Origin of the sequence: Zoogloea sp., assembly GCF_023150065.1 — a bacterium.
Classification (GTDB): domain Bacteria; phylum Pseudomonadota; class Gammaproteobacteria; order Burkholderiales; family Rhodocyclaceae; genus Zoogloea.
In genome coordinates this window covers 153043-165170 of record NZ_JAKLLN010000001.1, presented here as the reverse complement: position 1 = coordinate 165170, position 12128 = coordinate 153043, and the positions used below count along the sequence as shown (strand labels likewise).

Below are 12128 nucleotides of genomic sequence, written 5' to 3'. Positions count from 1 at the left end.
CATTCAGCACTCAGCGCGCAATGGTGCAATCACGTTTGATCTTGTTCTGAAGCTGAACAATCCCGTAGAGGAGCGCCTCAGCCGTCGGCGGACAACCAGGCACATACACATCGACAGGAACGATCCGATCACATCCGCGAACAACGGAATAAGAATAGTGATAGTAGCCACCACCGTTGGCACAGGAACCCATCGAAATAACCCAACGGGGCTCCGACATCTGATCGTAGACCTTGCGCAATGCCGGCGCCATCTTGTTGCAGAGCGTACCTGCAACAATCATCAAATCAGACTGACGAGGACTCGGGCGAAACACAACCCCAAATCGATCAAGGTCATAACGCGAACAGCCCGCATGAATCATTTCGACCGCACAGCATGCAAGCCCGAAAGTCATTGGCCAGAGCGAACCCGTGCGAGTCCAGTTGATTACCGTATCAAGGGAAGTAGTAACAAACCCTTCCTTGAAGACACCTTCGATGCTCATAGACACCCTCTATGCAACGATTTACCCGCCAAGGCAATCCAAGGAATCACTCCCAGTCGAGCGCACCCTTCTTCCAGACATAGACATAACCGAGCAAGAGAATGCCCAGAAAGACAATCATTTCAAAGAAACCGAACAAGCGGATCGACTCGCTCGCAGCAATCTCTCTCAGAATGGTTGCCCACGGAAAGAGAAAAGCGATTTCCAGATCAAAAAGAATGAAGAGAATGGCGAGAAGATAATAACGCACATCAAACTTGATACGCGCATCTTCAAAAGGCTCAAAACCGCACTCAAAAGGCGAAAGCTTTTCAGCGTCAGGTTTGTTCGGACCAAGAACCCAGCCCGCTACAATGGGAATGAAACCGAAAGCAGCCGCAAACAGGATAAAAACAAGAACTGGAAAATAGGTTTCCAACATAGCTTGAGCTCCCGCAACCGATAGCAGTTATTGTAGCTGCCTTCAAGCAAACGCCCGCTAAATGCGGGCGACCTGCGTATTATTGTGGTGCCGACGATGAGACTCGAACTCATACGGCTTTCGCCACTACCCCCTCAAGATAGCGTGTCTACCAATTTCACCACGTCGGCTTACGTTTTGATGCTGCGCATTATAAGGCAATCACCCCGCAGCGCCAAGCATTACATATTTCTATCGGGGGATATCCTTCGACTTGGAGCCATCACCCGCAGGCGCAGCAACAGGGGCCTCCGCAGGCACAGCCGGCACACCAGCAGCAGGAACAACCACCCCCTCCATGACACTGGACGCCGCCGGCGACTTGGCACCAGCCAGATAGCTCAGACCGAGACTGGTAACAAAAAACACACCAGCAAGCACCGCGGTAAGCCGACTGAGAAAATTCGCAGAACCGGACGAACCAAAAAGACTGCCCGAAGCCCCACTACCGAACGCCGCCCCCATGTCTGCACCCTTACCATGCTGCATCAGAACCAGACCAACAACACCAAGCCCGGCAAGAACATGAACAGTGAGAACCAAGCTAAAAACCATACTACCCATCACCATCTCCGTAAATTACCCTATCGTGCCAGCTGCTGACGCAGCACCACATATAGCGAGAAAACCGTCAACCATCAAAGATGCGCCCCCCACAAGCGCGCCATCAATATCTTTTTCACCAAACAGGCTGGCTGCATTTCCTGCATTCACACTGCCACCATAGAGGATTCTGACCTCTTGAGCATCAACCCCCGCATTCCGAAGGAAGGCCCTGATGAATAGATGCATCGCCTGAGCCTGATCGGGAGTCGCCGTCAATCCCGTACCGATTGCCCATACAGGCTCATAAGCCACCACCAACCCCGAAAAGGCTTTGGAGCCAACAGCAGATATGATCGCCTCCAGCTGGGCCGCAACCACCATCTCAGCGGAGCCAGCCCTCCTCTGCTCCAGGCTTTCACCGACGCAAAGCACTGGCACAAGCCCTGCGTCGAGCGCAGCCCCCACCTTGGCTGCCACGACCGTATCGCCATTGCCAAAAAGCTCCCGCCTCTCGGAATGCCCAACAATCACCCACCGACAACCCAGATCAGCAAGCATCTCACCAGCCACCTCGCCAGTGTAAGCCCCCTCCCGGAACGCACTAAGATCTTGAGCACCAACCGCAATGGAAGTGCCGCGCAACAGCTCAACCGCCTGCTGAAGATAAGGAAACGGCGGACAGATAGCGACATCAATCCCGCTCATCACGTCCGAACCCCGAATCCCAAGCAGCAGAGCTTCATTCCGAGCCACTCCGCCATGCAACTTCCAGTTGCCGATAACCAGCTTTTTTCTCACTTTGGGCACCAAAGCCAAATCTGCTGATTGTATCGCCTGAAAGAGCCCCGGTCAAAACTGCAAAGTTCGACATGCCCACCTGGGCCGTCACACAGGATACAAACGCCCGACATGCGGCTTGAGAATGCCCTGATCACGACGCGGCAACAGCCGCCCGAACCACTTCTGCAAGCCCATGCGCGATCCGACTGACGCGATCTTCACCAACGCCCTCAACCATCACCCGAAGCAGAGGTTCCGTGCCCGAAGGACGCAGCAGCACCCGCCCCTGCCCATCGAGTTCCTGCGTTGCCTTATCAACCGCCGTCTTGATCGACGAGCTCGACGACCAATCAAAGCCTGGCTTCACAGGCACATTGACAAGCTTCTGAGGATAAAACACCAAGTCCTGGCACATTTCCTTCAGTGTCGCACCGTGCTCGCGCAGGGCCGCCAAAACCTGAAGACCGGCGATGATTCCATCACCGGTGGTGTGACAATCCAGGCAAATAATGTGCCCCGAGTTCTCACCACCTAGCGACCAACCCTTTTCGTGCATCAGTTCAAGCACATAGCGATCGCCGACCTTAGCCCGAGCAAACGGCAGCCCGAGTCGGGCAACGGCATGCTCAAACCCAAGATTGCTCATCAGGGTACCCACAACGCCATTCGCCTTTCCAGCGAGACTGGCGGCCTTGGCGATGACGTACAACAACTTGTCGCCATCGTAGATCTCACCATCAGCGTCGACCATCACGATGCGATCACCGTCGCCATCAAGGGCGATCCCCAGATCTGCACCACTTTCAAGCACTGCCGTCCGGAGAGACTGGGGAGATGTCGCCCCAACCTTCTCGTTGATATTCAATCCGTTAGGTTCGACACCAACGAGTACCAACTCGGCTCCGAGCTCGTGAAACACCTTCGGAGCAACCATGTAGGCCGCTCCGTTCGCACAATCGAGAGCAATCTTCAGCCCCCGCAGATCGAGCTCGTTGGGAAAGGAACTCTTGCAGAACTCAACGTAGCGCCCCCGTGCATCGTCAATGCGCTGTGCCTTCCCAAGACTCGCCGAAGCCTCACACCCCATCGGCTCATCGAGACGCCCCTCGATCTCCAACTCGACGGAATCAGGAAGTTTTGTACCCCGGGCAGAGAAAAATTTAATCCCATTATCCTGAAAAGGATTATGTGAAGCAGAAATGACAACACCCGCCTGCAGACGTAACGCGCGTGTCAGATAAGCAATGGCAGGCGTCGGCAAAGGCCCAGCCAGATAGACATCCACCCCTGCAGCGGAAAAACCTGCTTCGAGCGTTGACTCAAGCATGTAACCAGAAATCCGGGTGTCCTTGCCGATGATCACCGCCGGATGCTCACCTACCCGCAGACGCTCATGGGCGACGAGAGTCTTACCTGCCGCGTACCCAAGACGCAAACAGAAATCTGGCGTAATGGGCGCTTCGCCGACACAACCGCGCACACCATCTGTTCCAAAGTACCGTCGAGACATGTTTCCCTCACTGAAGCCCAAGATATATCGAGCACATAATTATTCCGGAGACGCCTCACCGTCCGCAGCCTCAAGCGCCAACCAGATGCGGACTGCATCACGTGTGGCAGCAACATCATGGGTCCGAACGATCCGTGCGCCGTTCTGAATTGCCAGCATGGCGGCAAGGGCCCCTGCTACGACACGATCAGCAACATCCCGCCCCGTAACTGAACCGAGCATGGACTTCCTCGACATCCCGACGAGTACTGGGTAGCCGAGCACATCAAGTTGACGCAACCCCTTGAGAAGAGAAAAGTTGTGCTCGACAGTCTTGCCAAAACCAAACCCGGGATCTACGAGTATCCGGTCAGCAGATATCCCTGCTCCAATCAGCGACTGCAACCGATCCACCAAAAAACTCTCCACTTCAGCGAGGACGCTGGTGTAGCGAGGCGAGAGCTGCATTGTCTCCGGCACACCCTTCATGTGCATGACACACAAGGCTGCCGCGGAGTTCTTGACAACATCAACCGCCCCGTCCGCTCGAAACGCAGCGATGTCGTTGATGATATCCGCACCGACCTTGATCGACTCACGCATCACGGCAGGCTTGACCGTATCAACCGACAACGGCACCCCAAATTGGGCAAGCGCCTCAACCACGGGCACAACTCGATCGATTTCCTCCTGCACTCCGACAGTCTGAGCCCCAGGCCTGGAAGACTCACCTCCAATATCCAGTATCTCAGCCCCTTCGGAGATCAAGGATTCAGCCGCCCGCATGGCGGCACCAAGGCTAGCGCATCCGTCTCCAGAAAATGAGTCTGGCGTAACGTTAATGATCGCCATTATTCGTGGCACGGAAAGATCCAGGCGAAACCGGCCACAGCTCAACATAGGAAGCATCGTCGAAACTCGAAATGTATATATAGCAATCCGAGCACCCCCTCTCCACCCAAAACCTCAAGCCAAACCAGCAAGAATGGAATTCAGGGATAACTCGGCCGAAAAACGAAGAAAGGCCGGTCACAAGGACCGGCCTTAAAATATCGATTAAAACATCAGGCTGCGGGAGCCGTCGCAGTTGGCTCCGCCCCTGGCGTATCATCACCCGAGCGTCTCGGAGCTATCGACGACGGTTTTGGAGGCCGAGGAGCCTTTCCTGCCATGATGTCGTTGATCTGATCCGAGTCAATCGTCTCGAGTTCGAGCAGCGCTGCAGTCATCGCCTCAACCTTGTCCCGGTTATCTTCAAGGAGGCGTCGAGCGAGCGCGTACTGCTGGTCAAGGATACGACGAATTTCCGCATCAACCTTTTGGAGCGTTGCTTCGGACATGTTCTTGTGAGTCGTAACGGACCGCCCCAAAAACACCTCCCCCTCTTCCTCGCCATAGACCATCGGCCCCAGGTTGTCAGACATCCCCCACTGGGTCACCATTCTCCGAGCCAGATCCGTAGCGCGCTGGAAGTCATTCGAAGCCCCGGTAGTCATCTGATTCATGAACACCTCTTCAGCGATCCGCCCTCCAAAAAGAACCGCAATCGTTTGAAGCAGGCGCTCCCTATCCTGGCTATATCGGTCCTGCTCCGGCAACTGCATCGTCACACCCAGCGCCCTGCCGCGAGGGATGATGGTCACCTTGTGCACGGGGTCTGTCTTGCTCAGACATTTGGCCACAACCGCGTGACCGGACTCATGGTAGGCCGTGTTACGACGCTCTTCCTCGGGCATGACCATCGAGCGCCGCTCCGCACCCATCATGATCTTGTCCTTGGCCCGTTCGAAATCATCCATATCCACCAGACGCTTGTTGCCACGCGCTGCAAACAAGGCTGCTTCGTTGACCAGATTGGCCAGATCCGCACCGGCGAACCCCGGACAGCCACGCGCGAGAATCATCGCGTCGACATCAGGAGCAATCGGCACCTTGCGCATGTGCACACGCAGGATCTGCTCTCTCCCACGAATGTCCGGCAGAGGCACGACCACCTGCCGATCGAAACGCCCGGGGCGCAACAGAGCAGGATCAAGCACATCAGGCCGGTTGGTGGCCGCGATCACGATAACCCCGGAAACTCCTTCAAACCCGTCCATTTCAACGAGCAGCTGATTGAGCGTCTGCTCCCGCTCATCATTTCCACCGCCAAGACCAGCACCTCGCTGCCGACCGACAGCATCGATTTCATCGATAAAAATGATGCAAGGCGCCTGCTTCTTCGCCTGCTCGAACATATCCCGGACACGCGCCGCCCCAACGCCGACAAACATCTCGACGAAGTCAGAGCCCGAAATCGAGAAGAACGGCACCTTCGCTTCGCCAGCGATGGCTTTGGCCAGCAAAGTCTTACCGGTACCAGGAGAGCCAACCATGAGCACTCCCTTGGGAATGTGCCCACCAAGCTTCTGGAATTTGGATGGGTCCCGCAGGAACTCGACGAGCTCTCCTACCTCCTCCTTGGCTTCGTCACAGCCGGCTACGTCTGCGAAGGTGACGGTGTTGGCGGACTCGTCAAGCATCTTTGCCTTGGACTTTCCGAAAGAGAACGCACCACCACGCCCGCCTCCCTGCATCTGACGCATGAAGAACACCCACACGCCAATCAGCAGGATCATCGGAAACCAGGAGACGAAAATATTCATGAGGAAGGACTGTTCCTCCTCAGGCTTGGCTGCAGTCACCTTCACGCCGTAACGCATCAGGTCGCCAACCATCCAGATATCCTGCACACCCGGTGTGTAAACAGTAACCTGACGGCCATCCTGCGTGGTCGCTCGTACCGTACGCCCATCCACAATCGCCTTGGCGATCTTCCCCTGCTTCGCGTCCTCCATGAACTGCGAATACTCTACGGAGTTCTGTGCTGCCTGGCGGTTGTTGAACTGGTTGAAAACGGTCATCAGTACGACGCCGATCACAAGCCAGATCGCGAGATTCTTGAATAGATTGTTCAAAACGATTCCTTGAAGGCCCGACAGGGGCCACAGCCTAGTGGACTGATTCTATGTCTGATCGTTCGCTGGATCAAATTATGATCGCCATAGAGAAAGCCGATCGACAGCACTACCCGACCTACCCCTTCAACCCAGCACCGATCAGATAGACCTCGGAACTGCGCCCTCTCGAGGCCTGAGGCTTGCGGACTAGCACAGACTTGAAAACGGCCTCCATGGCTTTGCGAAACTCGTCAAAACCCTGACCTTGAAACACCTTGACCACAAACTTACCTGTTGAGGACAGATGCTGACAGGCAAAATCCAGGGCGAGCTCCGCAAGATAGATCGAACGGGCCTGATCGCTGGTCGGAATACCCGAGATATTGGGGGCGATATCCGACATTACAAGGTCCACCGACCGGCCTCCAAGCAGGGTTTCAAACTCGACGACGAAGGCTTCGTCGTGAAAATCCCCTTGCATGAACGCCACACCTTTGATGGGCTCCATCGGTAGCAGGTCGAGCGCAAAAACCTGCCCCGCCGCCCCTACCCGCGAGACCGCCACCTGACTCCAGGAGCCGGGCGCCGCCCCCAGATCGACAACAACCATACCCGGGCGGATCAACCGATCCCTGTCGTCAATCTCCATGAGCTTGTAAGCGGCACGGGCACGGAAACCCTCGGCTTTTGCACGTTGAACGAAGGGATCATTGACATGCTCCGTCATCCAGGATTTGCTGGTCTTGGTACGCTTCATCGCGGTACAATAACGCCCTTTTTTCAAAGAGTTGTAAAATGATTGAACTCACGCCCACACAGCGGCGAGCGTTTCGTGCGCAAGCCCACCATCTGCACCCCGTGGTGAGCGTGGCCGGCAATGGTCTTACGCCTGCCGTGCTCAAGGAAATCGACAACGCACTCCAGTCCCACGAACTCATCAAGATCAGGGTTTATGGTGAGGATCGTGCGCAGCGCGAGCAGATTCTGACAACGGTATGCAGCGAACTTGGGGCAGCCTCGGTTCAGCACATCGGGAAAACACTCATCGTCTGGCGGGAAAAAGCTCAAACCGAGTCAAACACCACCAGTGCTCCGTCCGAGAAACCCAAGCGAGCTGCTGCAAAAGCCAAATCTGCCAAGCTGCTGTCTGCTCGCCGCGGTATTTCCTCGCTGAACAAGGCCGCGGACAAAAAGCCTCGCTGGTTTCCGGCTCCGCCCAAGACCCCCCGCGGCTCGGATCGCTGACCTACGCAGTTCAGCGCAGTCCGCGCCCCTGAAGGACGACGAGCAGGAGGCCAAGTACGCTCTGAATCAGGTAGACCACGCTGGAAACGCCATGCCAAACCATAAAACGGTCACGCAGGGCGCTTTCCATCACTTCACGCGGGAGAGAATCAGCCTTGAGCTGAGCAAGAATCGGCTGCACACCAAACTGCCCTGCTACGGTCAATAACAGCATGAGCAGGACCAGCCAGAACACGCTGCTCCTGAAAGCTGCGCCGTTCTTTCGCAAAGCAAGAAAGACCAGCAGATACGCCGCCATGGCCATTCCCAGCCACCCCAGATAGGCAAACATCTCACCCGCGACCCGCCCTGCAAGCGCCCGGTCTCCGAGGACGCGAAACAGGATGGGTGCGGCGAGATAGCCGATCGCCCAAAGGGCGCCAACCCACAGCGTTATAAAAACAGAGTAAAGATGTTCGGCAAAACGATGCATCTGACAGAAATCAAACGTAACGAACGTCGATCAATTCCAGCTCGCGCACCCCACCCGGCGCCTGCACCTCGGCAACATCACCTGCAAACTTCCCGATCAGGGCACGGGCGATCGGCGAGCTGATCGCAATCTTCCCGTCCTTGATATCCGCCTCGTCATCACCAACGATCTGGTAGGTCACCGTATCACCGGTATCCAGATCCTCAAGCTCGACGGTCGCTCCGAACACACAGCGACCATCGGCATCAAGCAGCTTGGGGTCAATGATCTGACCGTTGGACAGCTTGCCCTCGACCTCCCGGATACGCCCCTCGATGAAGCCTTGGCGCTCCTTGGCTGCATCATATTCGGCGTTTTCAGAGAGATCGCCGTGGGAGCGGGCCTCAGCAATCGCGGCGATCACATTGGGACGCTCCACGGTCTTCAGGCGATGGAGCTCCTGCTTCAGCTTTTCCGCACCGGCGACAGTAAGTGGAACCTTGCTCATGCCTTCACCAGCTCGCCATGAAGATCCTGCAGCGAATAGGCCTCGAGACCCGAGAGATGGCGCATGCCCATACAGGCTGCACGTGCGCCTTCGATGGTCGTATAGACAGTAACCTTTGCTGCCAGGGCGCTGGTACGGATGGAGCGAGAGTCCGTCACGGCCTGCCGCTTCTCTTCAACGGTGTTGATAACCAGACTGATCTCGTTGTTCTTGATCATGTCGACAACGTGGGGGCGCCCTTCATTGACCTTGTTCACCGCCGAAACCGGCAGGCCCGCAGCAGCGATGGCGCTAGCAGTACCCCGTGTCGCAACAACGGAAAATCCGAGCTCGACCAGTTCGCGGGCAACCTCGATGGCCTTCGGACGATCCGCATGCTTGACGCTGATGAAGGCCTTGCCCGAAGTCGGGAGACGGACGCCGGCACCGAGCTGGCTCTTGACGAAGGCCTCGGCAAAAGTCCGGCCAACGCCCATCACTTCGCCCGTAGACTTCATTTCAGGCCCGAGGATCGTATCGACACCGGGGAATTTGACGAAGGGGAAGACGGCTTCCTTGACCGAGTAGTAAGGAGGCACGACTTCGCCAACGACACCCTGGTCATCCAGGCTGCGGCCAGCCATGCATCGGGCAGCGATCTTCGCCAGCGGCAGACTGCACGCCTTGGATACGAAGGGCACAGTTCGCGAGGCCCGGGGATTGACCTCGAGCACATAAACCACGGCGTCGTCGCCATCACCCTGAATGGCAAACTGGACATTCATGAGGCCACAGACGTTGAGGGCACGAGCCATTGCCTCAGTCTGACGACGCAGCTCATCCTGCAGCTTCGGTGACAATGTGTAGGGGGGCAGCGAACAGGCCGAGTCACCGGAGTGCACGCCGGCCTGCTCAATGTGCTCCATGATCCCGCCGATCATCACGCGCTTGCCGTCCGACAGCGCATCGACGTCCACCTCGGTGGCATCGTTGAGGAATCGATCGAGAAGAACAGGCGAATCATTGGAAACCTTGACGGCTTCGCGCATGTAGCGCTCAAGATCTTTCTGTTCGTGGACAATTTCCATTGCCCGCCCACCGAGCACGTAGCTGGGGCGCACAACCAGCGGATAGCCGATTTCGGCAGCCAGTCGAACGGCGTCTTCCGGCGTACGTGCAGTACGGTTGGGGGGCTGCTTCAGACCCAGTTCAAACAGCAGCTTCTGGAAACGCTCACGGTCTTCGGCAGCATCAATCATGTCCGGGCTGGTGCCGATGATGGGCACACCGTTCGCTTCCAGCTCCCGAGCCCTCTTCAGCGGAGTCTGCCCACCAAACTGGACGATCACTCCGACGGGCTTCTCCACGGCAACGATCTCGAGGATGTCCTCCAGCGTCAGCGGCTCGAAGTACAGGCGATCGGAGGTGTCATAGTCGGTGGAAACGGTCTCGGGGTTGCAGTTGACCATGATGGTCTCGAAGCCGTCTTCACGCAGGGCAAGTGCCGCATGGACACAACAATAGTCAAACTCGATGCCTTGACCGATCCGGTTCGGACCGCCACCCAGCACCATGATCTTCTTGTTGCCGGTCGGCAGCGCCTCGCACTCATCCTCGTAAGAGGAATAGAGATAGGCGGTAGAAGTGGCAAACTCGGCTGCGCAGGTATCCACACGCTTGAACACCGGCCGAACACCTGCCGCATGACGGTGCAGACGGACCGAGGTCTCGTCGGTACTCAGCAGCTTGGCCAGCCGACGATCGGCAAAGCCCTTGCGCTTGAGCTCCCGCAGTTCTGCCGCAGAGATGCCCTTGAGGGACCGGCCGGTGAGGGACTTCTCGGTTTTGACGATGTCCTCGATCTGGATCAGGAACCAGGGGTCGATACGGGTCAGGGCATGAACCTGGTCCAGACTCATGCCTTCACGGAAAGCCTGCCCCACATACCAGATGCGCTGGGCGCCCGGATCGCCGAGCTCGCGCTCGAGATCATCTTGATCCGCTTCGACTTCATCCAGGCCGTAGGCGCCAGTTTCGAGTCCACGCAACGCCTTCTGGAAAGACTCCTGGAAGGTACGCCCCATGGCCATGACTTCACCCACGGACTTCATCTGGGTGGTCAGGCGGTCATTGGCCTGCGGAAACTTCTCAAAGGCAAAACGGGGGATCTTGGTGACCACGTAGTCGATCGACGGCTCAAAGGAGGCCGGCGTCGCGCCGCCAGTGATGTCATTCTTGAGCTCGTCAAGGGTGAAGCCCACTGCCAGCTTGGCCGCGATCTTGGCAATCGGGAAGCCTGTAGCCTTCGATGCCAGCGCCGACGAACGGGACACACGGGGATTCATCTCGATGACGATCATGCGACCATCCTTCGGATTGATCGCAAACTGCACGTTCGAACCACCCGTATCCACGCCAATCTCGCGCAACACGGCGATCGAGGCATTACGGAGAATCTGGTATTCCTTGTCGGTCAGGGTCTGGGCAGGCGCGACAGTAATCGAGTCACCGGTGTGCACGCCCATGGGATCAAGGTTCTCGATGGAACATACGATGATGCAGTTGTCGGCCGTGTCGCGGACAACCTCCATCTCGTATTCCTTCCAGCCGATCAGCGACTCCTCGATCAGGAGCTCGTTGGTCGGGCTGGCCTCAAGACCGCGCTTGCAGATCTCGACAAACTCTTCGGGGTTATAGGCAATACCGCCCCCCGTTCCACCCAGCGTGAAGGACGGACGGATGATGACCGGAAAGCCGATCTCGGCCTGAACCTGATGCGCTTCATCAAGGGTATGTGCAACGCCGGAACGCGCCGAACCAAGACCGATCTTGGTCATCGCATCCTTGAACTTCATGCGGTCTTCGGCCTTGTCGATGGCCTCTTCCTTGGCACCAATCAGCTCCACGCCGTACTTGGCGAGCACGCCATGCTTGGCGAGATCGAGGGCACAGTTGAGGGCCGTCTGACCACCCATGGTCGGCAGCACCGCGTCCGGACGCTCCTTCTCGATGATCCGCTCGACCACCTGCCAGGTGATGGGCTCGATATAGGTGACATCCGCCGTACCCGGATCGGTCATGATGGTCGCCGGATTGGAGTTCACCAGCACAACCTTGTAACCCTCCTCGCGCAGGGCCTTGCAGGCCTGGGCGCCGGAGTAGTCGAATTCACAGGCCTGGCCGATGATGATCGGGCCGGCGCCGATGATGAGAATGGTCTTGATATCTGTACGTTTGGGCATGG

General features: G+C 57.1%; 12 protein-coding genes and 1 tRNA gene. 1 reads left to right on the top strand and 12 read right to left on the bottom strand.

The genetic code is table 11. The features are described from left to right. Nucleotides 1-10: 10 nt before the first annotated feature. The 9 genes from L6Q67_RS00770 to L6Q67_RS00730 all read right to left on the bottom strand — a co-directional run bounded on the left by L6Q67_RS00770 (nucleotide 11) and on the right by L6Q67_RS00730 (nucleotide 7458). Entirely contained in the window at nucleotides 11-487 is a 477-nt protein-coding gene (locus L6Q67_RS00770; protein WP_079433620.1) for an NADH-quinone oxidoreductase subunit B family protein, read from the bottom strand. Nucleotides 488-533: 46 nt separating this feature from the next. Next, nucleotides 534-908 (bottom strand): NADH-quinone oxidoreductase subunit A, encoded by a 375-nt coding sequence (gene ndhC, locus L6Q67_RS00765; protein WP_296563747.1) that lies wholly within the window; start codon nucleotides 906-908, stop codon nucleotides 534-536. Between the two features lie 85 nt (nucleotides 909-993). Next, nucleotides 994-1078 (bottom strand) — tRNA-Leu (locus L6Q67_RS00760). A 61-nt stretch (nucleotides 1079-1139) separates the two neighbouring features. Further along, on the bottom strand, nucleotides 1140-1511 hold the full coding sequence (gene secG, locus L6Q67_RS00755; protein ID WP_296563744.1) for a preprotein translocase subunit SecG: 372 nt from the start codon (nucleotides 1509-1511) through the stop codon (nucleotides 1140-1142). A 15-nt stretch (nucleotides 1512-1526) separates the two neighbouring features. Then, nucleotides 1527-2291 (bottom strand): triose-phosphate isomerase, encoded by a 765-nt coding sequence (tpiA, locus tag L6Q67_RS00750; protein ID WP_296563741.1) that lies wholly within the window; start codon nucleotides 2289-2291, stop codon nucleotides 1527-1529. Between the two features lie 133 nt (nucleotides 2292-2424). Then, nucleotides 2425-3783: a phosphoglucosamine mutase gene (gene glmM / locus L6Q67_RS00745; RefSeq protein WP_296563736.1), complete on the bottom strand. Its 1359-nt coding sequence runs from the start codon at nucleotides 3781-3783 to the stop codon at nucleotides 2425-2427. Nucleotides 3784-3822: 39 nt separating this feature from the next. Next, nucleotides 3823-4614, bottom strand: coding sequence for a dihydropteroate synthase (gene folP, locus L6Q67_RS00740; RefSeq protein ID WP_367171614.1), 792 nt, complete (start codon nucleotides 4612-4614; stop codon nucleotides 3823-3825). Nucleotides 4615-4826: 212 nt separating this feature from the next. Beyond that, the gene (gene ftsH, locus L6Q67_RS00735; RefSeq protein ID WP_296563730.1) at nucleotides 4827-6719 is read right to left on the bottom strand and encodes an ATP-dependent zinc metalloprotease FtsH; all 1893 of its coding nucleotides are present in this window, start codon (nucleotides 6717-6719) and stop codon (nucleotides 4827-4829) included. A 118-nt stretch (nucleotides 6720-6837) separates the two neighbouring features. Then, nucleotides 6838-7458, bottom strand: a complete 621-nt coding sequence (locus L6Q67_RS00730) for an RlmE family RNA methyltransferase (protein ID WP_296563728.1) — start codon at nucleotides 7456-7458, stop codon at nucleotides 6838-6840. A gap of 38 nt (nucleotides 7459-7496) precedes the next feature. On the opposite strand from L6Q67_RS00730, the gene L6Q67_RS00725 reads away from it, so the two are divergent. Continuing rightward, nucleotides 7497-7946, top strand: coding sequence for a YhbY family RNA-binding protein (locus tag L6Q67_RS00725; protein ID WP_296563725.1), 450 nt, complete (start codon nucleotides 7497-7499; stop codon nucleotides 7944-7946). A gap of 10 nt (nucleotides 7947-7956) precedes the next feature. On the opposite strand, the gene L6Q67_RS00720 is transcribed toward L6Q67_RS00725, so the two are convergent. The 3 genes from L6Q67_RS00720 to carB are packed head-to-tail and all read right to left on the bottom strand — an operon-like array spanning nucleotide 7957 to nucleotide 12126. Beyond that, nucleotides 7957-8418, bottom strand: coding sequence for a DUF4149 domain-containing protein (locus tag L6Q67_RS00720; RefSeq protein ID WP_296563722.1), 462 nt, complete (start codon nucleotides 8416-8418; stop codon nucleotides 7957-7959). Nucleotides 8419-8428: 10 nt separating this feature from the next. Beyond that, nucleotides 8429-8905 carry a transcription elongation factor GreA gene (greA, locus tag L6Q67_RS00715; protein ID WP_296563719.1) on the bottom strand — a complete coding sequence of 159 codons (477 nt, stop codon included), beginning with the start codon at nucleotides 8903-8905 and terminating at the stop codon, nucleotides 8429-8431. Beyond that, on the bottom strand, nucleotides 8902-12126 hold the full coding sequence (carB, locus tag L6Q67_RS00710) for a carbamoyl-phosphate synthase large subunit (RefSeq protein WP_296563716.1): 3225 nt from the start codon (nucleotides 12124-12126) through the stop codon (nucleotides 8902-8904). Before carB ends, greA begins: the two co-directional genes overlap by 4 nt. Nucleotides 12127-12128: the final 2 nt, after the last annotated feature.

Bases quoted from the DNA above. Each gene is read 5' to 3' on its own strand.
- L6Q67_RS00725 (WP_296563725.1), top strand. From the start codon at position 7,497: ATGATTGAACTCACGCCCACACAGCGGCGAGCGTTTCGTGCGCAAGCC.
- L6Q67_RS00730 (WP_296563728.1), bottom strand. From the start codon at position 7,458: ATGAAGCGTACCAAGACCAGCAAATCCTGGATGACGGAGCATGTCAAT.
- L6Q67_RS00770 (WP_079433620.1), bottom strand. From the start codon at position 487: ATGAGCATCGAAGGTGTCTTCAAGGAAGGGTTTGTTACTACTTCCCTT.
- folP (WP_367171614.1), bottom strand. From the start codon at position 4,614: ATGGCGATCATTAACGTTACGCCAGACTCATTTTCTGGAGACGGATGC.
- L6Q67_RS00720 (WP_296563722.1), bottom strand. From the start codon at position 8,418: ATGCATCGTTTTGCCGAACATCTTTACTCTGTTTTTATAACGCTGTGG.
- carB (WP_296563716.1), bottom strand. From the start codon at position 12,126: ATGCCCAAACGTACAGATATCAAGACCATTCTCATCATCGGCGCCGGC.
- secG (WP_296563744.1), bottom strand. From the start codon at position 1,511: ATGGGTAGTATGGTTTTTAGCTTGGTTCTCACTGTTCATGTTCTTGCC.
- ndhC (WP_296563747.1), bottom strand. From the start codon at position 908: ATGTTGGAAACCTATTTTCCAGTTCTTGTTTTTATCCTGTTTGCGGCT.
- greA (WP_296563719.1), bottom strand. From the start codon at position 8,905: ATGAGCAAGGTTCCACTTACTGTCGCCGGTGCGGAAAAGCTGAAGCAG.
- glmM (WP_296563736.1), bottom strand. From the start codon at position 3,783: ATGTCTCGACGGTACTTTGGAACAGATGGTGTGCGCGGTTGTGTCGGC.